We start from the raw sequence: 21,727 nt of genomic DNA on the forward strand, positions 1-21,727 counted from the left end.
AGGTAAACCCCCTGCAAATAATTATATGCAAGGGGTTCTATTTTGAAAAAACACAAAAATTAATGGTTAAACCAGTAAAATGGTTAAAATTAGTGCGCCTTAATTTTATTTAGGACAGGATTGGTTTCAGTTATTAGATTCATAATTCAAACTTAATTATTTTTGCGCATCATTTTAAAAACTCAATAATAAAAAATGGATATTGAACTAAGTTTTCGACAACTTCAGAGGGATGAATTATCAGAAATTATTCCATTAATGCAAAAATTCACACAAAATAAACATTCAGATGAACTTTTATTTGAACGTTTTTCAGAAATGTTTGAACAAAATTATGAGTGTATTGGGGTATTTGATATGGATATTTTGATAGGAATTTGTGGCTTATGGTTCTCTACTAGACATTATGTAGGAAAAAGTGTGGAAATAGATCATGTATTTATTGATGATACGTATAGAAGTAAAGGTGTTGGTAAACAGTTTTTTACATGGATTTATGACTATGCCAAGAGTAAAGGTTGCGAAGCAGCGGAGCTTAATACCTATGTTCAAAACCATCCTTCACACAAATTTTACTACAATGAAGGCTTCAATATATTGGGATATCATTTTTTAAAAAAAATGTAAATTTTTCTTGGATACTATTAATTAATATCTGTATATTTGCACCCGGTAATGCGAGAGTAGCTCAGTTGGTAGAGCGTCAGCCTTCCAAGCTGAATGTCGCCGGTTCGAACCCGGTCTCTCGCTCAAAGAGCTTCATAGAAATATGAAGCTCTTTTTTTTATCTTAAATTTTGTAATTCACTTCCGGTTTCCAATTCATAAGGCGCAAGATTATGTTTAAATATTCTAGCCGATAATTTCCCCTTTAAGATAATAGAATCCCCTTTTACTTGTAGCCAACTTCCTTCTCTTATTCCTACAACAGGTTGTGTATTATAGCACATAAATTCTTTTATTCTAGTTTCCCGTGTTTCTCCCATATGTTCACTACTGTTATCCGGATCTAAATAATGCGGATTTAGATTAAATGGCACTAATCCTAAAGTTTTAAAACTTGGTGGGTATACAATAGGCATGTCGTTAGTTGTATTCATGGTTAAACCGCAAATATTACTTCCTGCACTTGTTCCTAAATATGGAGTTCCGTTCTTAACCGCTTCTGTAATTGCTTGTATGCCTTTAATTTTGTATAGTTTATTTACTAATACAAAAGTATTGCCACCACCCACAAAAATAGCTTCAGCTTGCGCTATGGCTTCTGTTGGGTTTTTAAAGTTATGTATGCCTTCAACCTTTATATTAATTTTAGAAAAAGCATCTTTGGCCTTATTGGTATATTCGTCATGCGATATTCCGCTAGGTCTTGCGTATGGAATAAATAACACTGTTTTTACATCTTTAAAATGCAATTGTAATTCTTCTAAAATATACTCTAAGTAGCCACTACCAAAAATAGTAGATGTACTTGCTATAATCATATTTTTCATCGTCGGTAATTTATTGTAAATTTAGGTAATAGATGGTTTTAACAAAAATTTAAATGCCATGAATAAATTCATAAGTAGATAAGTCGTTAACTTTAATAAAAATTCACCTATATGAAAAAACTATTACTATTTCTTTTCCTAATAACTACTGTAGCGACATTAAAAGCTCAAAGTATTAATCGTGTAGAAATTTCTGGACGTATAATAGTGGTCGACACAGATGAAATTGAAGGCGTTACTGTTTATAATACATCGTCTAATATCGGAACGATAACAGACGAAAATGGAGAGTTTAAAATCAAAGCGGCTTTATTAGATGTTATTGAGATTTCTGCACTTCAATTTAATACTATTCAAGTTAAAATTGATTTAGAAATTATAAACTCGAAACAAGTTACTGTGTTTTTAGTAGAACATATTAATCGCTTAAATGAGGTTGTAATTATGCCTTACGGGTTAACAGGAGTTTTACATAAAGATTTAGATAAAATACAAACGTTCACTCCAGATATGGATGGCTTAATTATGGGGGTTGACGATATTTCTACATATGAATTTGCGGCCGATTATCATACTGCTGCAGATATGAATATTTTAAATCAAGGTGAATATTATAATGGTATGGACATGGTAGCGATTACGAATACCTTTTTAAAACCATTATTTAAAAAGAAAGTATCTAAAACCGATAAAATTATTAAAGATACAGATACCAATCTCGGACTCCGTGGTATTTATTCGCATGGCTTCCTATCTGATAATTTTAATATTCCTGGACCTCAAGTCGATGCGTTTATTAATTATATAGATCTAGAAATGGATTCTAAATTTCTGGATGAAGGACAAGAAATAGAATTATTAGAATATCTTTCAAAACAAAGCTCAGTCTTTTTAGCTAAATAAAGTGCAGTATTTAAAGTGGATATTATTTGTGACATGTAATGTGCTTTTATATGCGAAAGTAAATGCGCAAACCGTTACAATAAAAGGAGAAGTTACAGGCGCAGACGACATAGAGAATATTCACGTTATAAATAAAACATCCAAAACGTTTACAATAACAAACAATGTTGGCCAATTCGAAATTTCCGCAAAACTAAAAGATACTTTAGTATTTTCTTCAATTCAATACACAGGATTAGAAGTTATTATAGATGCTACTGTTATTATAAATAAAACAATTACGGTAAACCTCGAAGAATACGTAAATACTCTAGACGAAGTTATTGTAGGGAAGGTATTAACCGGAAATTTAATGCTAGATATAGGAAGTAATGAGATTACACCAGATATTAATTTTTACGATGTTGGTATAAGTGGTTTTACAGGAACAAGGAAAACTCAGACAGAACGGCGTCTGCAAGAGGCTACAGGAGGTGGTTTACTGGCTATAAATCCAATTATTAATGCTATTTCTGGTCGTTCAAAAATGATGAAAATGCATGTGGAGTTAGAACGTAACGACCAACTTATAACTAAAATAAGACCTAATCTTTCTGAGGATTTTTTTAGCGACCACCCTTTAAGTGAATTTAAACAGATGGATTTTTGGTATTTCTGTTCTGAAGACCAAAATTTTAAAATACGCTGTGAAAATAAGGGTAATATTGAAATTTTAAATTTTCTTAATGAAAAGTATGCTGAATACATTAAGAGTTCAAATATTACACCAAATTAAAATGAAAATAGAATTCATGATATGCTGTTGTATTGTAGGTTGTGTCTCTCAAGTAAAAGCTCAAAATCTTGAACTCATTTCTGGGGTCATATCAGGAGATGATGACGTTGAAAACATTCACGTTATAAATAAAACATCTAAGCGCTTTACTGTTACAAATGCTAAAGGAGCATTCTTTATAGAAGCCAAACTTAATGACACCATTGTATTTACAGCTGTTCAATATACAACTAAAGAGATTATTGTAAAGGCACCTAACCTTTTAAGCAAAACGATGTATGTTTTTTTAAGTGAAGACATTAATGTGCTAAGTGAAGTGGTTGTAGGCAAGGTTTTAACCGGAGACTTATTACTGGATATAGGAAATTTCGAAACCACTCGGGACATTAATTTTTACGATGTTGGTATTCCTGGATATACTGGGAAAAGAAAAACTCAAGAAGAACGACGCCTATTTACAGCTGGGGAATTTAAGCCAATCATGTTATTAGGACTGCTTGGAGGTTCACTTCCAATAGATCCAATATTAAATGCAATTTCTGGACGGACTAAAATGTTAAAGTCGCGTATAGAGTTAGAAGAAAACGAAGCGCTTGTAAAAAAAATAAAACATAACCTTTCAGATGATTTTTTTAGCGACCACCCTTTAAGTGAATTTAAACAGATGGATTTCTGGTATTTCTGTATAGATGATCCTGATTTTAAGGTTCGTTGTTATAGAAAAAGTGATATTGAAATTCTAGCGTTTCTAAAAGAAAAGTATCTTCAGTATATAGATAACTCAAATTCGACTTCAAATTAAAATGAAAATACATTTCATATTATGTTGTTTTTTAGGTAGTGTGTCACTCGTTAAGGCTCAAACCCTTGAAACCATTTCGGGAACGGTAACGGGAGAAGATGATATTGAAAACATTCACGTTATAAATAAAACATCTAAGCGGTTTACAATTACGGATGCAAAAGGTGTATTCTCCATAGAAGCTAAGATTAAAGACACCATTGCGTTTACAGCTATTCAATATACAACTACAGAAGTTGTTGTAGATGCTACTATACTTTTAAATAAAACTATTCATGTTTTTTTAAATGAAGAAATTAATGAGCTAAGCGAAGTGATTGTTGGTAATATTTTAACCGGAAATCTAATGATGGATATTGGTAATACGACAGTAATTCCTGATATTAATTTTTACGATGTTGGCATTCCTGGTTATATGGGAAAAAGGAAAACCCAAGCAGAACGCCGTTTAAGTGAAGCTAAATCTGGACTTTTAAACACGGTAGTAAATGGAATATCTGGACGGACTAAAATACTCAAAGTACATGTTGAATTAGAACGTAACGACAAATTCATCAATGAGATAAGACAACGTCTTTCCGACGATTTTTTTAGCGAACATGATTTGGTAGACTCTAAACGAAAAGATTTTTTTTATTTCTGTTCTGAAGCTCCAGAATTTAAAGACCGATGTGAAGGAAAAAATGATGTAGAGATTTTAGACTTCTTAAATGAAAAGTACGTGCAATACATAAAGAATTTAAATTCAGAATAAATCTTATAATGTATAAGAAAGCGGCTAATTTAATTACATTTATCACCTAAATTACGAAGATGAAAGCCCTTAATTATTATTTCTTAATGTTTTTAGTGCCATTATTGGCCTTTACCACAGTCCATAAATATTACGTTAGTATTACAGAAATACATTACGTTAAAGAGAAGCAATCTGTGCAAATTATAACTCGGATCTTTATTGACGATATAGAAAAACTAATGCGTCAACGTTTTGATGAATCTATAACCTTAGCAGGGAAAAACGAATCCGAAAAAGCAGATTTCTATTTAGAGAAATATCTCAAAGAAAAGATTCAAATTAAAATAAATGGAGAGAATGTAAATATACAATTTATAGGAAAAGAGTACGACGACGATATTGCTGTGTGTTATATTGAAATTCCTAATGTAGATAATATATCAGAATTCGAAATTAAAAATCATGTGTTGTACGATGTTTTCGAAGAACAACAAAATGTAGTGAGATTGGATATAAATGGTAAGAAAAAAACTTTTATTCTCATAGCTGAGAACGATAAAGGATTGTTAAAATTAGATTAAACTTCGGTATAAAGTTTAAAAGTATTATTTTTCAAACAAAAATTACCAAACTATACCCTATGAGAAAACTAAAGTACCTATTCCTTTCGGTTGTATTTCTATCTGCAAGCGTCATGGCACAAGACCAAAAACAACCAGAACGTAAGCCTGGGCATGTTAACACTAATAAGTTCAGACAGTTAAACGAAGAGTTTGCTACGCCTAATATGTTTAGAACAGCATCTGGAGCACCAGGTCCATCTTATTATCAGCAACAAGCCGATTATAAAATGGATATTACGCTAGATGATGAGAACGCAAAATTATCGGGTTTTGAAACTATTACGTATTCAAACAACTCTCCAGACGTTTTAAATTATTTATGGGTACAATTAGATCAAAATGTACGTGCTAAAGATTCAAAATCGCCATTAATTGAAGGAGGAGGCTATTCGTCGGCTCAACAACCTGAAAGTTTTGTTTCTAATTATATGAAAGAATCTTTTGATGGAGGTTTTAATATTGAAGAAATAAAAGATACAAATGGTAAAGCATTACCGCACATGATTAATAGAACGATGATGCGTGTAGAGTTAACCGAACCTTTAAAACCTGGAGAGAAATTTTCATTCTCTATTAAATGGTGGTACAATATAAACGATCACGTAGATGGTCGTGGACGTTCTGGATATGAGTATTTTCCTGAAGATGGAAACAGAGCTTATGTAATTGCTCAATTTTATCCAAGAATGGCCGTTTATAACGATGTTGAAGGATGGCAAAATTCTCAATTCTGGGGACGTGATGAATTCGCATTACCTTTCGGAAATTTTGAAGTGAACATTACAGTTCCTGCAGATCATATTTTAGATGGTACAGGAGTGTTAGTAAATAGAAAAGAAGTGTTTTCTAAAGATATGATGAAGCGTTACGAAAAGGCTGAAAAATCTTACGACAAACCTGTTATAATTGTTACACAAGAAGAAGCTGAAGCTGCAGAAAAACAGTTTAGTAAAGACACAAAAACATGGAAGTTACATGCAGAGAATGTACGTGACTTTGGTTTTGCAACGTCAAGAAAATTTATTTGGGATATGATGGCTGTTAAAATTGGTGATAAAAACATCATGGCAGTGTCAATGTATCCAAAAGAAGGAAATCCTTTATGGGAACAATGGTCTACAAGAACTGTTGCAAGTACATTAAAATCGTACTCAAGAATGACTTTCGATTACCCTTACCCTAAAGCAATTTCTGTGCATGCAAAAAATCAAGGTATGGAATACCCAATGATTTGCTGGAATTATGGACGTCCAGATAAAAACGGAAAATATAGCGATAGAGTAAAATTTGGAATGATGAGTGTTATTATTCACGAAGTAGGACACAACTTCTTTCCTATGATTGTAAATAGTGACGAACGCCAATGGACTTGGATGGACGAAGGTTTAAATACATTTACACAATATGTTGCAGAGCAAGATTTTGGTAAAGAATACCCAAGTGCATTATCCCCAGGACAAACAGCATATCCTTCTAGAAGAGGCCCTGCAGCTAAAATAGTACCTTATATGGGAGGAGATCAAGATTTTATTGCTCCAATCATGACTAAAGGTTTAAATACATACCAGTTTGGTAACAATGCATATGGAAAACCAGCAACGGCGCTGAATATTTTAAGAGAAACCGTTATGGGACCCGAGCTTTTCGATTATTCGTATAGAGAATATGCAAACAGATGGATGTTTAAACACCCAACTCCAGAAGATTTCTTTAGAACTATGGAAGATGCTTCTGCATTCGACTTAGATTGGTTTTGGAGAGGTTGGTTTTACACTACAGATTATGTAGATATAGGAGTGAAAAGTGTTAAAAAATACTATGTATCTTCAGAGATTAATGAAGAAACAAAAGAACAGGCAAAACGCTACGGTATAGAAGTTAGCGATTTACCACCATTAGTATATATGGTTGAAGAAGGAAGCGACGAATTTAATGAATCGCTTAAAAAAGGAAGTTCTGTAGATAACTCTACGACATTAAAAGAATATATTATGGATAACTTTACGCCAGAAGAGCGTAAGAAATTAAAAGAACCAAAGTATTTTTATAATGTTACTTTCGATAAGCCAGGTGGATTGGTAATGCCTATTATCGTTGAATATAAATATGCAGACGGCACGTCTAAGACAGAAACATATCCAGCACAAATTTGGAGATTAAACGATAAAGAAGTTAGCAAATCTGTAGCTTCAGATAAGGAAATAGTTGGAATAACTGTCGATCCAAATCTAGAAACTGCCGATGTAGATACATCAAATAATTCTTGGCCAAAAGAAACTAAGCCAAGTGATTTTGAGGCTTTTAAATCAAAATCTAAAAATTAACTAAAACAAAATGTTAAAGCCAACTTTTTATAAGTTGGCTTTTTTTAATTTTGTAACCAAACACTTAGTATATTTGCATCGTGATACAACATCCTACATTTTTATTTATTAGTGGCGCAGAAATAATGTTCGTATTATTTATTGTGATCATGGTTTTTGGTGCCGATAAGGTGCCTGATATCGCACGTGGTTTAGGTAAAGGCATAAAAGAAATTAAAAATGCCACGAACGATATTAAATCAGAAATATCTAAAACAGCCAGTAAAAACGGCATAGATACTTCTGTGACTAAAGACGTGCAAGATCAATTAAATAAAGTAAAAGACGATTTACAAGACTTTACAGGCTCTGTACGCCGTAAAATGTAACTATTTTTTTCTGCTAATCGTTAAGCCATCGCGTACCGAAAGTAAAACCGTTTCAATTCTAGAATCTTCTTTTAAAAGTGTATTATATTCTAAAACGGCTATTGTCGACAGGTCTTTTGGGTTTAAAGGTTCAATCACTTTTCCACTCCAAAGCACATTGTCAGATAAAATAACTCCACCAGGTTTTAGTTTGTCAATAATCAGACGAAAGTAATTGGGATAATTTTCCTTGTCCGCATCAATAAATACCAAATCGAAAGTATCTTCAAGCTCAGGAATAATGTCTATAGCACTTCCTAAATGCTGATGAATTTGCGAACCATATTCAGAAGCATCAAAATATTTACGCTGAAAATCTGATAATTCCTCATTCACATCAATAGTATGCAAAGCACCTCCGCTTTGTAACCCTTCGGCCAAACTTAAAGCAGAATATCCAGTATATGTACCAATTTCTAAGATGTTTTTTGGATGTATTAATTTAGAAATCATACTTAGAATTCGGCCTTGATAATGTCCGCTTAACATACGCGGTTGTAGTATTTTCTGGTACGTTTCCCGCGTTAGTTGTTTTAATAATTCGGGTTCGTCTTCCGTATGTTTTACCACATAATCGTCAAGTTCTTGAGGTATAAAATGCATATTTTTAAATTATAAGCGTTACGTTTAATATGTTTTGGGCGTTACTTTTGTTTATTTAGAAAAGATAATAAACAAAAGTCGGGCTTTTCGCTATATCTTTTTTAACCCGAAAAAGGTTAAAAAAGGATGCCGCTACAATCCCTAACGCAAAATTACTATTGTTTTAATAACTTAAAGGTGTCTTCAAAAAATATAATTATTCATTTTTATAATCTACTACTCTAACTTTTTTTCCATGTCTTAAAAACAAATCTAGGATCTCATAGGGAGATTTAGTCACATCTATACCCACATAAATTTGGTAAACGGGTTTTAGTTCGTTTTTACGTTCCTTGTAAATCGTACGCTCGTACCAAACTATTGGAGATTTGTCTGTAATGGTGGTTAAGTTTTGTTTCGAAATTTTAGCTCGAGGATAGGTTTTATAAATAGACGTAGATTCAATATTTAAATACGTTTTATCAATAACATCATCATTATATAAATTTGGAAGCACTTGGTCTGGTTGGTTAAAATGAATCCAGTTTACAACTTGTTCTATAGTTTGAAGTTCATCTATTTCAGCATTTGTATTATTTTCGACTTGAAATTGTGCTTGTATTTGTAAGGCTATCAGAAAGATAAAACCACTTAAAAAATATTTCATATTATAAACTTTTAGTTCGGCCACCATCTATAGGAAGGTTAATGCCGTTAATATAACTCGCTTGTTCACTTGCTAAAAAAACAATAGCATTTGCAATTTCTTCAGGTTTTGCAAATCGATTTGCAGGAATAGATTGTTTTAAAGCTCTAGCAACTTCAGCTTCAGATTGTCCTGTTTTTGTAGCTGTGTTTTTAAGAATATCAAACAAGCGGTCTGTTGCTGTTGCTCCAGGAAGTATGTTATTTACTGTAATACCAAAACCCCCCAATTCGTTTGCCAAAGTTTTACTCCAACTCGCCACTGCGCCTCTAATGGTATTGCTCACGCCAAGTCCATCTAAAGGTTGCTTTACAGAGGTCGAGATTATATTTATAATTCTTCCAAACTCCTTGTCTTTCATAAAAGGTACTACGGTTTGCGCTAAAATATGATTGCATTTTAAATGTTGAGTAAAAGCTTTTTCAAAAGCATCAAGTGAAGCCGAAAAAACAGGTCCGGCTGCTGGACCGCCAGTATTATTTACTAGTATATGAAAGCCATGGTATTCAGACATAAATACATCTAACTTTGTTTTTAAGTCTAAAGGGTTAGAAAAATCTGCAACAATATAACTGTGCAATTCAGGGTTGGGTAGTTCTGAACATACCTGTTTTAATTTATCCGCGTTTCTTGCAACTAAGGTTACTATTGCACCTTCTTCTGCAAGGAGAAACGCTGTAGCTTTTCCAATCCCAGCGGTGCTTCCGCAAACCAAAGCATTTTTATTTTTTAAGTTGAAATTCATTATTAATTGACGTGAATTTTAAGATTTATCTTATAAAAATGCAAAAATAAGCATTATAAAATTCAAGGTATACTTACAGTGTCATAATAAAAACTTATAAAAACAAAAACGCTTCAGTTGTCAATTACAACTGAAGCGTTCATCATATATATAGACGCGTATCGCGGAATGGTTACACTTTATATACGTTTGAATTAGGGGGTGTAGATGTTAATAAAATATTAAAATCTAAATTTATTATGAATATTATTGGTTTTTCTTAAGTAATTGAGGTGATTTGGCTTTGAATGCATTTGATCTTGGGATAGATACATTTTGAATATAGCCATTTTCTGGATGATGTTTTTTATAATCTTGGTGATAGTCTTCTGCTATCCAAAATTTTTGAAATGGATACACTTCTGCGGCTACTTTTTTATTTAATGAGTTTTCTAAATCAGATTTCTTTTGAGTTACAATCTGTTTTTGTACCTCGTTCTGATAAAAAATAATAGAGCGGTATTGCGATCCGTGATCTGGCCCCTGTCCATTAACTTGTGTTGGGTTTTGTGATGCGAAATAGATATCTACTAAAGTTGCAAAATCTATTACGGTAGGATCGTAAATCACTTCTACAGCTTCGGCATGTCCCGTTCTACCGGTATTACTAGCCTCGTAAGTTGGGTTTTCTGAATGTCCACCAGAATATCCGGAAATCACTTCTTTAACACCAATTACACTTTCGTAAATAGCTTCTACACACCAAAAGCAACCACTAGCAAAGTAAGCACGTGCTTCATGTTTACTTGAAGCTACTTCTATAGGTTCAGCGTTTGTAATAGCATCTTGTTCTGAGTTTGTTTGCGCTTCGTTTTTACAACTAAAAGCGAAGACTGTGATAAGTGTAAGTATGGAAATTTTTATAGATTGCATATGTTTTTTTATAGTAAGTCGGACTTTTTAATTAATCCTTAAATAATTAACCATAAAAAAAGTCTAACCGTTAAGTTAGACTTTAATTTATACACATATTGAGGCATATTAATTAAGCATCAATTATACTTCTTGAAATTATAATTTTCTGAATCTCGGAAGTACCTTCGTAAATCTGAGTAATTTTGGCATCACGCATTAAACGTTCTACGTGGTAATCTTTAACAAATCCATTTCCACCATGAATTTGAACAGCTTCCACTGTTGTATCCATTGCCACTTGCGAGGCATAAAGTTTGGCCATAGCTCCAGAAACGGTATAGTCCTTTTTATTGTCTTTATCCCAGGCAGCTTTCATGCATAAATAGCGGGCAGCTTCAATTTGAGTTGCCATATCTGCTAATTTAAAGGCAATTGCTTGATGGTTACAAATTTGAGTTCCAAATGTTTTACGTTGTTTAGAATATTTTAAAGCCAATTCGTAAGCTCCAGATGCAATTCCTAATGCTTGAGAAGCAATCCCAATACGGCCACCAGCAAGGGTTTTCATTGCAAACTTAAATCCGAAACCATCTGCTCCAATTCTATTTTCTTTAGGTATTTTAACATCATTAAATAATAAGGAGTGGGTGTCACTACCACGAATACCAAGTTTATCTTCTTTAGGTCCAATATCGAAACCTTTCCAGCCTTTTTCAACTATAAAAGCATTAATACCTTTATGTTTCTTTTCGACATGAGTTTGCGCTATAACAATATAGAAATCGGCAGTGTTTCCGTTTGTAATCCAGTTTTTCGTACCATTTAAAAGATAATAATCGTCATGTTCTATTGCTGTTGTTTGCTGTGACGTTGCATCGCTACCAGCTTCTGGTTCGCTTAAACAAAAAGCACCAATAGATTGACCAGTAGCTAGTTTTGTAAGATATTTTTGTTTTTGCTCTTCATTTGCTAAATGTTCTAAACCCCAGCAAACTAAAGAGTTGTTTACAGACATTACTACAGACGCAGAAGCATCTATTTTAGAGATTTCTTCCATCGCTAAAATATAAGAAATCGTATCTAAACCGCTACCACCATATTTAGGATCGACCATCATGCCTAAAAAACCGAGTTCTCCCATTTTTTTTATTTGTTCTTTTGGGAATTCTTGTTTATTATCGCGTTCTATTACACCAGGTAATAATTCGGTTTGAGCAAAATCGCGAGCGGCATCGCGAATCATGATGTGTTCTTCAGTAAGGTTGAAATCCATATAACTTACAATTAATTGTTGATTTGTTAAAAAGCGTCCTCAAATATATATTATTAATGGTAATTACATAATAAAAGCTATTAAATTTTGAAATATGATAAAAAATAATTTTAAAGTGATAGGAGTTATGTCGGGAACATCTTTAGATGGTGTCGATATTATTTATGCGCATTTTAAATGTTCAACTGTCTGGGAGTTTTCTATAATAGAATCAGAGACTATTCCTTATGAAGAGGATTGGTTAACGCGACTAAAGCAATTAGTTACGTTAACAAAAGAAGAGCTTTCTAAAATTGATGAAGATTATACACTTTATTTAGCAAATCTAATTCAGCAATTTATAGAGAAATATAATATTAAAGATATTGATGCTGTCTGTTCACATGGACATACCGCTCAGCACGATCCAGAACACGGTTTTACATATCAAATTGGGAATTTACCTAAATTAGCTACGACTTTAAAGCAAGATGTAATTTGCGATTTTCGAGTTCAAGACGTGGCACTTGGAGGGCAAGGCGCGCCTTTAGTCCCAATAGGAGATGCGTTATTGTTTTCTGATTACGATTTCTGTTTAAACTTGGGAGGGTTCGCAAATGTGTCTACAGAAATTGCGGGTAAACGTATTGCTTTCGATGTATGTCCCGTGAATATTGTTTTAAATCATTACACACAAACTATAGGATTTGATTACGATGATGGCGGAAAGTTAGCTGCAACAGGATTAGTAAACCCAGAATTACTTCACCAATTAAATGCTTTACCATTTTATAAAGCCAATTATCCGAAATCGTTAGGTTTAGAATGGGTGGTTAAATCTGTTTTTCCTTTAATAGATAGTCAGGAATTAGAGGTGCAAGATATTTTGAGAACTTTTGTCGAGCATGTTGCGATTCAAATAGCAACAATTTTACCAGTTTCAAAACCAGCTACTTTGCTTATAACTGGAGGTGGAGCTTATAATTCTTTTTTAATTGAACGCTTAAAAACCTTATCGACTTGCGAGATTACAATTCCAAATGCTGCCCTAATAGAATATAAGGAAGCACTAATTTTTGGATTATTAGGTGTGTTGAAGTTAAAAGGCGAGATTAATTGTCTAAAAAGTGTGACGGGTGCAAGCAAAGATCATTCTACAGGAGTAATTTATTCGCATTCAAAATAAATGAGAAATTAATCATAAGGGCTGTTTAGTTGATTATATTTGTTAGTGTAATATAATCAGCGTAATGAAAGATTTACTTCAGAAATACGAAAATAAAAGTCCGGAAATTGTGTTTCATTGGAAAGATCCTGAAACAGAAGCCGAAGGTTGGACTGTTATTAATTCGCTTAGAGGCGGTGCTGCTGGAGGAGGAACTAGAATGCGAAAGGGGTTAGATATGAATGAAGTGCTTTCGTTAGCGAAAACCATGGAAATTAAATTTACCGTTTCTGGACCTGCTATTGGTGGAGCTAAATCTGGTATTAATTTCGACCCTAAAGATCCTCGAAAAAAAGGCGTGCTCGAGCGTTGGTATAGAGTGGTTTCTCCCCTTTTAAAAAGTTACTACGGAACTGGTGGAGATTTAAATGTAGATGAGATTCACGAAGTTATTCCTATTACAGAAGAGAGTGGTGTTTGGCATCCGCAAGAAGGTGTTTTTAATGGACATTTTAAACCGACAGAAGCCGACAAGATTAATCGAATTGGACAATTACGTCAAGGCGTAATTAAAGTGATAGAAAATCCCAATTACTCACCAAGTGTTTCTAAAAAATATACGATAGCCGATATGATTACTGGTTATGGTGTTGCAGAAGCAGCTAAACATTTTTATAACATTCAAAAATCATCGATTGTAGGGAAGCGTGTTGTTGTTCAGGGGTTTGGTAATGTTGGAGCAGCCGCAGCTTTTTACTTTGCAAAAATGGGAGCTAAAGTTGTTGGAATAATTGATATTTCTGGAGGTGTAATTAACGAAAATGGTTTTTCTTTTGAGGCGATTCGAGATTTGTATGTTAACAAAACTGGGAATGCCATACAAAGTTCAGAGTTAATTCCTTTTGAAGAAATAAATGAAAAAATATGGTCTATAAAAACTGAAGTGTTTGCACCCTGTGCCGCGTCTCGTTTAATAACCAAAGACCAAATAGATAAAATGATTGACAGTGGGTTAGAAGTTATTACTTGTGGTGCGAATGTGCCATTTGCCGATAGCGAAATCTTTTTCGGTCCAATTATGGAATATACAGATAATAAAATAAGTTTAATTCCCGATTTTATTTCCAATTGCGGAATGGCGCGTGTATTTGCTTATTTTATGGAGCGTAAAGTGCAAATGACCGATGAAGCCATTTTTAATGATACGTCTGTTATTATAGAAAATGCATTGAAACGTATTTACCAAAAAAATCAAACCAAAACTAAGATTAGCGAAACCGCATTTCAAATCGCTTTAAGTCAACTTATCTAATTAAATACGAATAGAAAATGCAATTATTAAATGATAATAGTTCTCGACTTAACTTGTTTTTATAAGCTGTTAAGCCGAATCTGAATATAGTTGTATTGTTATATTATGTGGGATGAATAAAATTGATATTTTTGTCTAATATTTAGGTAAAGACGAAGGTTAAAAAGATCCTTATTTTAAATATACTTAAGCAAAGAATTAAACGTTATATAAATTATCAAGTAAACTATTAAATAAACTTATGTTATACGCCCTTTTTCAAAACCCTACAGAAGGAGTTGAAGTTTTAACAGATGCAGAACCTGTTAAAAAAACACTTTCAATTATTGAATTAATTAGCAGCGGAGGAGTCGCTGGACAATTTATTATTGGAATACTTTTTATTCTATTAATTGTAGCACTCTATATCTATTTTGAACGCTTATTTGCTATTAAAGCCGCCTCGCAAATAGATAGGAACTTTATGAACGAAATCAAAGATCATGTTACCAATGGTAAGATAGATTCTGCTCAAACCTTATGTGCTCAACAAAATACTCCGGTATCTCGATTAATCGGAAAAGGAATTTCTAGAATAGGAAAGCCTTTAGAAGATATAAATACTGCAATTGAAAATGCTGGCCGTTTAGAAGTTTATGGTTTAGAACGGAATGTAAGTGTTCTCGCTACAATTTCTGGTGCAGCACCTATGATTGGGTTCTTAGGAACCGTAATCGGGATGATTCTTTCTATTTTTGAAATTGCCAATTCTGGTGGACAAATCGATATTAAATTATTAGCCGACGGACTTTATACTGCCATGACAACAACAGTAGGAGGTCTAATTGTTGGTATTGTGGCTTATGTTACTTATAACCATTTGGTGGTAAGAACGGATAAAGTAGTCTATCAAATGGAATCTAATTCTTTAGAATTTTTAGATCACTTAAACGAGCCAATTTAATATGAATCTAAGAGGACGAAATAAAGTAACACCAGAATTCAATATGTCGTCTATGACAGATATTGTATTCTTGCTACTTATCTTTTTTATGTTAGCATCGACTTTGGTTACTACAAGTGCAATCGATATTTTACTTCCAAAAGCGAGTGGTACTACAGAAAATAAGCAAACTATAGCCATTAGCATTAAAAAGGATTTAACGTTTTATATCGATCAAAAACGTGTTGGTGAAAGTGTTTTGGAATACGAAATTAAAAATGCTTTGGCTAATCAAGATAAACCTACAATCGTATTACGTGCAGAGCAGTCTGTTCCTGTAGAATATGTTGTGAAAGTTATGGATATAGCGAATAGAAATAAATTTAAAGTGATTTTGGCAGTGCGTCCAAATGACTAATATGAAGTATTTAGAAACAAAACATGAACGTAATTCTGCAACAATCACGCTATTAATTAGTTTGATTATAGTGTTGTTGATGTTTGTTATGGGACCTCCCTATATGGATCCTCCTGAAGAATATGGTGTTGCAGTAAATTTTGGAACTACAGATTTTGGAAGCGGAAATGTGCAACCTAACGAACCTATAAAGTCAGAACCCGTTAATGTAAATAAAGTGCCCGAAGAAGTTACAGAACCAGAACCGGTTAAACCTGCTCCTGCAGAAGCGTCTCAGGTAAAAGAAAATGTACTTAGCGAAGATAATTCTGAAGCTGTAGCCATAAAAAAACAAAAAGAAGCAGAATCAAAAGCTAAGAAAGACTCCGAAAATAAAGCAAAAGCTCAGGCAGATGCTAAAGCCAAAGCAGAAGCAGAACAGGTTGCTAAAGAACAACGTGAGAAAGCTGAGAAGAAAAAGGTTTTAGATGGCATAATGGCAGGTGTAATTAAATCTGAAGGAACAGCAAAAGGCAGTGAAGGTAACGATGATAAAGCAGGAGATAAAGGTCAGCCAGATGGGGATCCATACGCAGCTAGTTATTTTGGTGGTTCAGGATCGGGTAGTGGAGGTGTTGGATATGGATTAAACGGAAGAGGAAAAGCAACTTTTGATACGGTAAAGCAGAATTGTAACGAATCTGGTTTGGTTGTTGTTCGTATTGAAGTTAACCAACAGGGGCAAGTCACTAAAGCAGAGCCAGGAGTAAAAGGTACAGAAAATAATAGTCCATGTTTATTAGAACCTGCAAAAAAAATAGCAATGTCTCACCATTGGAGACCAGATCCCAATGCACCTACAAGACAAATAGGGTTTGTAAGTATCAATTTTAGTTTAGGTCAGTAAATTATGACGTATCAAGAAACTGTTGATTGGATGTTTTCTCAACTTCCTATGTATCAGCGCCAAGGGCAATCGGCGTTTAAAAAAGATCTTACCAATACCATAGAATTAGCCGAATATTTAAATCATCCTGAAAAAGGCTTTAAATCTATTCATGTTGCAGGAACCAATGGTAAAGGGTCTACTAGCCATATGTTGGCCTCCATTCTTCAAGAATCAGGTTATAAAGTGGGGTTGTACACATCACCACATTTAAAAGATTTTCGAGAACGTATTCGTATTAACGGGAAAGAGATTTCAGAAGCATTCGTTGTCGATTTTATCACTTCAAATAAATCATTTCTAACTCAGAAGAAACTGTCTTTTTTTGAAATGACAGTCGGTATGGCCTTCGATTACTTCAATAAAGAACAAGTGGATATCGCTGTAATTGAAGTTGGTTTAGGAGGTCGGTTAGATTCTACAAATATAATAACCCCAGAAGTTTCCGTAATTACAAATATTGGATTAGATCATACTCAGTTTTTAGGAACGACATTGGCTGAGATTGCTTCAGAAAAAGGTGGAATTATCAAGGTTGAAGTTCCTGTTGTCATTGGTGAAACTCAAAAGGAAACTGAAGTGATTTTTAATACTATTGCTGAAAAACTAAATTCTAAAATTACGTTTGCAGATCAAACGATTCGTGAAACTTTTCCAAGTGATTTAAAAGGGATTTATCAAACAAAGAATATTAAGACGGTATTGCAAACGGCTAAGGAATTAAAACTTTTAGGCTATTCTATTTCAGAAACACAAGTCAAAACCGGATTGCTAAACGTAATGAAAAATACAGGATTACAAGGGCGTTGGCAAATTTTACAAGAACATCCGAAGGTGGTTTGCGATACAGGTCATAATAAAGAAGGGTTGCTAGAGGTTATGAAACAGTTGCAATTAGAAACTTTTAAACGTTTACATATGGTCTTTGGAGTTGTAAATGATAAGGATGTTTCCTCTATTTTACCATTATTACCTAAAAACGCAACGTATTATTTTTGTAAACCCGATGTGCCTAGAGGTATGCCTGCAGAAGATTTGCAAGCTTATTTTAGTGCCGATGGATTTATAGGGGCTGTTTATGAATCTGTAAATGAGGCGTATAAAAATGCGTTAAATAATGCCGAGGCCGATGACTTTATTTATATTGGAGGTAGTACTTTTGTTGTCGCAGAAATAATTTGAAAAAAAATAAAAAAAAGTTTTTGTAGTATCAAAAACAGGTGTATATTTGCACACCTAATAATTAGGGCGCATAGCTCAGTTGGTTCAGAGCACTTGGTTTACACCCAAGGGGTCGGGGGTTCGAATCCCTCTGCGCCCACAACAGCTTCTAGATTTGAGAAGTTTTTTTATGATTTTTTAGGGTAGTAAAAAATCAAATGTATTGGAATACCTAATAAAATATTAGGGCGCATAGCTCAGTTGGTTCAGAGCACTTGGTTTACACCCAAGGGGTCGGGGGTTCGAATCCCTCTGCGCCCACAAGCAAATAAAAAAGCTTCTCAAATTTTGAGAAGCTTTTTTCGTTTGCAATCATTTTAAAGTAATTCTATATTAAATCGAGGATGCGCTCTAATTTCATACCTCGTGAGGCTTTTATAAGCAAAGTAGCATGGCTAATGTTAAGTTGATTTAAAGTCTCCTTAAAAGTTTCAAAAGAGTCGAAAGATTTTATGTGTTCAGATACCGTTTTAGTAGTTTTAAATAATTTTCCAATAAGAATAACTTGATTTATATTTAAAGTTGATACTAAGTCAACAATAGATTGATGTTCTTTTAATGCATCTTCGCCTAATTCAAACATATCACCAATAATCGCTATTTTATTAGAGTCTTTCAGTACATGAAAACTTTCTAAAGCCGCTTTCATACTTGTAGGATTTGCATTATAAGCATCTAAAATAATTTTATGACTTCCTTTCGTAATGATTTGTGAACGGTTATTTGTTGGCGTATAGCCTTCAATAGCTATTTTAATGTTTTTATCTTCTACTTCAAAATAGGTTCCAATAGTAATGGCAGCAGAAATATTTGTAAAATTATAAGTTCCTATTAGTTGACTTTGTATGTGCATTGTGTTGAACTCAACACTAACAAAAGGATCTGCATCTTCTAAGTTTATAGTCGTTTTTGCTTCTACAGTATGATCTCCAAAAGCAATAGTTATCAGATCTGAAGTTAAATCTATTTGTTTGCTGTCCTTGTTGTTTATAAAAGCAAGTCCTTGCGTTTCTTTAAGAAAGGTATATAATTCTGATTTGCCTTGTATAACACCTTGAATGCTTCCAAAACCTTCTAAATGTGCTTTGCCGAAGTTGGTAATGTATCCAAAATTAGGTTTTGCTATAGCGCAAAGGAATTCAATTTCTTTTAAATGATTTGCACCCATTTCAACAATACCAATTTCTGTATTAGAATTCATGGTAAGTAATGTTAACGGGACACCAATATGATTGTTAAAATTCCCGACAGTTGCTGTGGTTGCATATTTTTGTGATAATACAGCGTTTATAAGTTCTTTGGTTGTTGTTTTTCCGTTACTACCTGTAAGTGCGATTATGGGGATGTTTAAATAGTCGCGATGATATCCGGCTAGACTTTGAAGTGTTTCCAGAACATCTTTCACTAGAAGGGTTTTGCCTTCAATATGATAATCTTGTTCGTCTATTACAGCATATTTTGCTCCTGACTCTAAAGCTTTTGCAACAAATACGTTTCCGTTAAACTGGTCGCCTTTTAAAGCAAAAAACAAATCATTTTCCTTTACCGATCTTGTATCTGTACATATGGTATTACAGTTTAAAAATAGAGTGTGTAAATCTGATATTTTCATAATATAAATGTATAAAAAAAGTCCTAACGCGAGGTTAGGACTTTTTTAAAAATAATATATTTTTTTGTTAATTTCTTGTCTTGGCGTTCGTTTTTGTTTTAGAACCTACTCTAGACATTGCACATCTAAAGCCAATAAAATCTGTTGCCATATCTTGAGGGAAATAACGTCTTTGTGCTGGGTCTAACCAGTATTCTCTATCTTTCCAAGATCCACCTTTGTAAACACGAACTTCGTCGCTAATTAAAGATGTTTTGTTGTTAGATTTGTCATATTCTCTAATGATATTACCAGCAGAGTCTCTAGTAATTGTGTTTTTAGGAGAATGATACATTTTATCTTTTGTAGTAGCATCTTCTCCATTATCGTCAAAGTTGTCTGCGTAATAACGTGAAGAACGTTTGTCTCCATCTCTAAAGTCACGGTTGTCACTAGAATCGAAATTAGATCTTAAATACGTTTCGTTTTCATCGATAGGAACTTGTAAAATATCACCAGGTAAATTTCTAGCTACAATTTTTCCGTTACTTAAAGTGTCGTAAACAATATCGTCTGTAGTTACAATTTTTACAGTACCATCTTCGTTTATTGCATTTTTAGTGTAAACGTTACCACGGTAGTAGTTAAAGTCGTTAAAATCGTCGTCTACAATTGGGCGATATACATCTGCAACCCATTCTGCAACGTTTCCAGCCATATCATAAAGACCATTCGCGTTCGGTTTGTAAGATTTTACTTCGGCAGTAATATCTGCATTATCGTCAGACCATCCTGCGATTCCACCGTAATCTCCTTTTCCTTGTTTGAAGTTGGCTTTTTGGTCACCTAAAGTTCTACGGTTAGTAGAGCGTGTGTATTGGCCATCCCAAGGGTATTTTTTTCTACCTCTATATACGTTAAATTCTCTTACTTCTGAAAGACCTAGAGCTGCATATTCCCATTCTGTTTCAGTAGGAAGTCTGTATTGTGGTGAAAGTACACCTGTTTCTCTAGTGGCATAAATATTTGTTTCGTTACCATCGGCATCTGTTCTAGTAGCGCCGTTTTTACTGTTTGTTTTAATCTCTTCGTTACCAGAGAAAGTTTGCGATGGTGCATTAATATAGGCATCGGTACTAAAGTTTGAAGAAGCAGTAACGTCAGAAAGAAGTCCTTTTTTGTCTAAGTAACCTGCTTTTACAAGGTTGTGTTCATTTACACGGTCTGTTCTCCATTTTGAGAATTCAACAGCTTGAATCCAGCTTACACCAACAACAGGGTATTCTGCATACGCTGGGTGACGTAAATAATTATCAGTCATAACTTCGTTATAACCTAAACGGTTTCTCCAAACTAAAGTGTCTGGTAGAGCACCGTTATAAATAGCTCTAAATCCATCTTGCGACGGTGGGTATGTGCTTTTTATGTAATCTAAATATTCTAGATACATAATATTTGTTACTTCGGTTTCGTCCATATAAAAAGACTGTACGTGCTGTTGTGTTGGAGCATTATTCCAATCGTGCATAACATCGTCTTGAACTTGACCTTTTGTGAAAGTTCCTCCTTCAATAAACACCAGACCCGGTGCTGTTTCTTGTTCCGTGTATTGAGTGTTGTATTGGAAACCTCCTTCTTTTGAATTTATTTCCCATCCGGTTGCTTTCGAACTATTTTTCGAACCAGAATTTTTACAGCTAATAGCGGCTAAAGCGAGTGTTACTATTAACAGGCCTTTTACAGTTACTATGTTTTTCATATCCATACTTTTAAGTAAGCAAATGTTATATTTGGTGCCGCAATATAAGAATTTAACCTTATACTACAAGTGATTTTATCAAATTTGAATTAAAAAAATGTGTATTTCACCCTATTTTTTATTCATTATACCGATGATTTACCCAATTTCTCTCATAATTTGATGTTTGTAAT

At 33.6% G+C, this 21,727-nt stretch carries 22 protein-coding genes and 3 tRNA genes; 17 read left to right on the plus strand and 8 right to left on the minus strand.

The features are described 5' to 3' along the window. Positions 1-195: 195 nt before the first annotated feature. The gene (locus R6X41_RS16560) at positions 196-627 is read left to right on the plus strand and encodes a GNAT family N-acetyltransferase (protein WP_318501475.1); all 432 of its coding nucleotides are present in this window, start codon (positions 196-198) and stop codon (positions 625-627) included. 50 nt (positions 628-677) lie between these two features. Then, positions 678-750 (plus strand) — tRNA-Gly (locus R6X41_RS16565). Between the two features lie 34 nt (positions 751-784). Here R6X41_RS16565 and pepE read toward each other — a convergent pair. Next, on the minus strand, positions 785-1,492 hold the full coding sequence (gene pepE, locus R6X41_RS16570; RefSeq protein ID WP_318501476.1) for a dipeptidase PepE: 708 nt from the start codon (positions 1,490-1,492) through the stop codon (positions 785-787). Positions 1,493-1,603: 111 nt separating this feature from the next. Here pepE and R6X41_RS16575 point away from each other — a divergent pair, with 111 nt between their 5' ends. The 7 genes from R6X41_RS16575 to R6X41_RS16605 all read left to right on the plus strand — a co-directional run bounded on the left by R6X41_RS16575 (position 1,604) and on the right by R6X41_RS16605 (position 8,023). Further along, on the plus strand, positions 1,604-2,395 hold the full coding sequence (locus R6X41_RS16575) for a carboxypeptidase-like regulatory domain-containing protein (protein ID WP_318501477.1): 792 nt from the start codon (positions 1,604-1,606) through the stop codon (positions 2,393-2,395). A gap of 1 nt (position 2,396) precedes the next feature. Then, positions 2,397-3,170, plus strand: coding sequence for a peptidase associated/transthyretin-like domain-containing protein (locus tag R6X41_RS16580; RefSeq protein ID WP_318501478.1), 774 nt, complete (start codon positions 2,397-2,399; stop codon positions 3,168-3,170). 1 nt (position 3,171) lies between these two features. Further along, complete coding sequence (locus R6X41_RS16585; RefSeq protein WP_318501479.1) at positions 3,172-3,972, plus strand: carboxypeptidase-like regulatory domain-containing protein; 801 nt, start codon at positions 3,172-3,174, stop codon at positions 3,970-3,972. A 1-nt stretch (position 3,973) separates the two neighbouring features. Beyond that, positions 3,974-4,726 carry a carboxypeptidase-like regulatory domain-containing protein gene (locus R6X41_RS16590; protein WP_318501480.1) on the plus strand — a complete coding sequence of 251 codons (753 nt, stop codon included), beginning with the start codon at positions 3,974-3,976 and terminating at the stop codon, positions 4,724-4,726. A gap of 59 nt (positions 4,727-4,785) precedes the next feature. Then, a complete protein-coding gene (locus tag R6X41_RS16595) occupies positions 4,786-5,289 on the plus strand; it encodes a DUF6702 family protein (RefSeq protein ID WP_318501481.1) in 504 nt (167 codons plus the stop codon). Positions 5,290-5,348: 59 nt separating this feature from the next. Next, positions 5,349-7,655 carry a M1 family metallopeptidase gene (locus tag R6X41_RS16600; protein ID WP_318501482.1) on the plus strand — a complete coding sequence of 769 codons (2,307 nt, stop codon included), beginning with the start codon at positions 5,349-5,351 and terminating at the stop codon, positions 7,653-7,655. 80 nt (positions 7,656-7,735) lie between these two features. Next, positions 7,736-8,023, plus strand: a complete 288-nt coding sequence (locus R6X41_RS16605) for a Sec-independent protein translocase subunit TatA/TatB (protein ID WP_318501483.1) — start codon at positions 7,736-7,738, stop codon at positions 8,021-8,023. On the opposite strand, the gene R6X41_RS16610 is transcribed toward R6X41_RS16605, so the two are convergent. The 5 genes from R6X41_RS16610 to R6X41_RS16630 all read right to left on the minus strand — a co-directional run bounded on the left by R6X41_RS16610 (position 8,024) and on the right by R6X41_RS16630 (position 12,262). After that, on the minus strand, positions 8,024-8,665 hold the full coding sequence (locus R6X41_RS16610; RefSeq protein ID WP_318501484.1) for an O-methyltransferase: 642 nt from the start codon (positions 8,663-8,665) through the stop codon (positions 8,024-8,026). A gap of 196 nt (positions 8,666-8,861) precedes the next feature. Then, entirely contained in the window at positions 8,862-9,311 is a 450-nt protein-coding gene (locus tag R6X41_RS16615) for a hypothetical protein (protein WP_318501485.1), read from the minus strand. A gap of 1 nt (position 9,312) precedes the next feature. After that, positions 9,313-10,095: an SDR family oxidoreductase gene (locus tag R6X41_RS16620; protein ID WP_318501486.1), complete on the minus strand. Its 783-nt coding sequence runs from the start codon at positions 10,093-10,095 to the stop codon at positions 9,313-9,315. A 246-nt stretch (positions 10,096-10,341) separates the two neighbouring features. Beyond that, positions 10,342-11,007, minus strand: a complete 666-nt coding sequence (gene msrA, locus R6X41_RS16625; protein ID WP_318501487.1) for a peptide-methionine (S)-S-oxide reductase MsrA — start codon at positions 11,005-11,007, stop codon at positions 10,342-10,344. Positions 11,008-11,119: 112 nt separating this feature from the next. Further along, positions 11,120-12,262, minus strand: a complete 1,143-nt coding sequence (locus R6X41_RS16630; RefSeq protein ID WP_318501488.1) for an acyl-CoA dehydrogenase — start codon at positions 12,260-12,262, stop codon at positions 11,120-11,122. Between the two features lie 94 nt (positions 12,263-12,356). On the opposite strand from R6X41_RS16630, the gene R6X41_RS16635 reads away from it, so the two are divergent. The 8 genes from R6X41_RS16635 to R6X41_RS16670 all read left to right on the plus strand — a co-directional run bounded on the left by R6X41_RS16635 (position 12,357) and on the right by R6X41_RS16670 (position 18,465). Beyond that, complete coding sequence (locus R6X41_RS16635) at positions 12,357-13,427, plus strand: anhydro-N-acetylmuramic acid kinase (RefSeq protein WP_318501489.1); 1,071 nt, start codon at positions 12,357-12,359, stop codon at positions 13,425-13,427. 64 nt (positions 13,428-13,491) lie between these two features. Beyond that, positions 13,492-14,718, plus strand: a complete 1,227-nt coding sequence (locus R6X41_RS16640; protein ID WP_318501490.1) for a Glu/Leu/Phe/Val dehydrogenase dimerization domain-containing protein — start codon at positions 13,492-13,494, stop codon at positions 14,716-14,718. Positions 14,719-14,959: 241 nt separating this feature from the next. Then, positions 14,960-15,661 carry a MotA/TolQ/ExbB proton channel family protein gene (locus tag R6X41_RS16645; RefSeq protein WP_318501491.1) on the plus strand — a complete coding sequence of 234 codons (702 nt, stop codon included), beginning with the start codon at positions 14,960-14,962 and terminating at the stop codon, positions 15,659-15,661. A 1-nt stretch (position 15,662) separates the two neighbouring features. Continuing rightward, entirely contained in the window at positions 15,663-16,058 is a 396-nt protein-coding gene (locus R6X41_RS16650) for an ExbD/TolR family protein (RefSeq protein WP_318501492.1), read from the plus strand. Position 16,059: 1 nt separating this feature from the next. Continuing rightward, the gene (locus R6X41_RS16655; protein WP_318501493.1) at positions 16,060-16,944 is read left to right on the plus strand and encodes an energy transducer TonB; all 885 of its coding nucleotides are present in this window, start codon (positions 16,060-16,062) and stop codon (positions 16,942-16,944) included. A gap of 3 nt (positions 16,945-16,947) precedes the next feature. Continuing rightward, positions 16,948-18,165 (plus strand): bifunctional folylpolyglutamate synthase/dihydrofolate synthase, encoded by a 1,218-nt coding sequence (locus R6X41_RS16660; RefSeq protein WP_318501494.1) that lies wholly within the window; start codon positions 16,948-16,950, stop codon positions 18,163-18,165. A 64-nt stretch (positions 18,166-18,229) separates the two neighbouring features. Further along, positions 18,230-18,304, plus strand: a tRNA-Val gene (locus R6X41_RS16665). An 86-nt stretch (positions 18,305-18,390) separates the two neighbouring features. Further along, positions 18,391-18,465, plus strand: a tRNA-Val gene (locus R6X41_RS16670). Positions 18,466-18,532: 67 nt separating this feature from the next. Here R6X41_RS16670 and R6X41_RS16675 read toward each other — a convergent pair. Both R6X41_RS16675 and gldJ read right to left on the minus strand, forming a co-directional pair. Continuing rightward, positions 18,533-19,816 (minus strand): UDP-N-acetylmuramoyl-tripeptide--D-alanyl-D-alanine ligase, encoded by a 1,284-nt coding sequence (locus tag R6X41_RS16675; RefSeq protein WP_318501495.1) that lies wholly within the window; start codon positions 19,814-19,816, stop codon positions 18,533-18,535. Between the two features lie 67 nt (positions 19,817-19,883). Continuing rightward, the gene (gldJ, locus tag R6X41_RS16680) at positions 19,884-21,560 is read right to left on the minus strand and encodes a gliding motility lipoprotein GldJ (protein WP_318501496.1); all 1,677 of its coding nucleotides are present in this window, start codon (positions 21,558-21,560) and stop codon (positions 19,884-19,886) included. Between the last annotated feature and the right edge of the window lie 167 nt (positions 21,561-21,727).

The organism is Formosa sejongensis, from assembly GCF_033447105.1.
Classification (GTDB): Bacteria; Bacteroidota; Bacteroidia; order Flavobacteriales; family Flavobacteriaceae; genus Formosa.

Bases quoted from the DNA above. Each gene is read 5' to 3' on its own strand.
- R6X41_RS16560 (WP_318501475.1), top strand. From the start codon at position 196: ATGGATATTGAACTAAGTTTTCGACAACTTCAGAGGGATGAATTATCA.
- pepE (WP_318501476.1), bottom strand. From the start codon at position 1,492: ATGAAAAATATGATTATAGCAAGTACATCTACTATTTTTGGTAGTGGC.
- R6X41_RS16575 (WP_318501477.1), top strand. From the start codon at position 1,604: ATGAAAAAACTATTACTATTTCTTTTCCTAATAACTACTGTAGCGACA.
- R6X41_RS16585 (WP_318501479.1), top strand. From the start codon at position 3,172: ATGAAAATAGAATTCATGATATGCTGTTGTATTGTAGGTTGTGTCTCT.
- R6X41_RS16590 (WP_318501480.1), top strand. From the start codon at position 3,974: ATGAAAATACATTTCATATTATGTTGTTTTTTAGGTAGTGTGTCACTC.
- R6X41_RS16595 (WP_318501481.1), top strand. From the start codon at position 4,786: ATGAAAGCCCTTAATTATTATTTCTTAATGTTTTTAGTGCCATTATTG.
- R6X41_RS16600 (WP_318501482.1), top strand. From the start codon at position 5,349: ATGAGAAAACTAAAGTACCTATTCCTTTCGGTTGTATTTCTATCTGCA.
- R6X41_RS16610 (WP_318501484.1), bottom strand. From the start codon at position 8,665: ATGCATTTTATACCTCAAGAACTTGACGATTATGTGGTAAAACATACG.
- R6X41_RS16615 (WP_318501485.1), bottom strand. From the start codon at position 9,311: ATGAAATATTTTTTAAGTGGTTTTATCTTTCTGATAGCCTTACAAATA.
- R6X41_RS16620 (WP_318501486.1), bottom strand. From the start codon at position 10,095: ATGAATTTCAACTTAAAAAATAAAAATGCTTTGGTTTGCGGAAGCACC.
- msrA (WP_318501487.1), bottom strand. From the start codon at position 11,007: ATGCAATCTATAAAAATTTCCATACTTACACTTATCACAGTCTTCGCT.
- R6X41_RS16630 (WP_318501488.1), bottom strand. From the start codon at position 12,262: ATGGATTTCAACCTTACTGAAGAACACATCATGATTCGCGATGCCGCT.
- R6X41_RS16635 (WP_318501489.1), top strand. From the start codon at position 12,357: ATGATAAAAAATAATTTTAAAGTGATAGGAGTTATGTCGGGAACATCT.
- R6X41_RS16640 (WP_318501490.1), top strand. From the start codon at position 13,492: ATGAAAGATTTACTTCAGAAATACGAAAATAAAAGTCCGGAAATTGTG.
- R6X41_RS16645 (WP_318501491.1), top strand. From the start codon at position 14,960: ATGTTATACGCCCTTTTTCAAAACCCTACAGAAGGAGTTGAAGTTTTA.
- R6X41_RS16650 (WP_318501492.1), top strand. From the start codon at position 15,663: ATGAATCTAAGAGGACGAAATAAAGTAACACCAGAATTCAATATGTCG.
- R6X41_RS16655 (WP_318501493.1), top strand. From the start codon at position 16,060: ATGAAGTATTTAGAAACAAAACATGAACGTAATTCTGCAACAATCACG.
- R6X41_RS16660 (WP_318501494.1), top strand. From the start codon at position 16,948: ATGACGTATCAAGAAACTGTTGATTGGATGTTTTCTCAACTTCCTATG.
- R6X41_RS16675 (WP_318501495.1), bottom strand. From the start codon at position 19,816: ATGAAAATATCAGATTTACACACTCTATTTTTAAACTGTAATACCATA.
- gldJ (WP_318501496.1), bottom strand. From the start codon at position 21,560: ATGGATATGAAAAACATAGTAACTGTAAAAGGCCTGTTAATAGTAACA.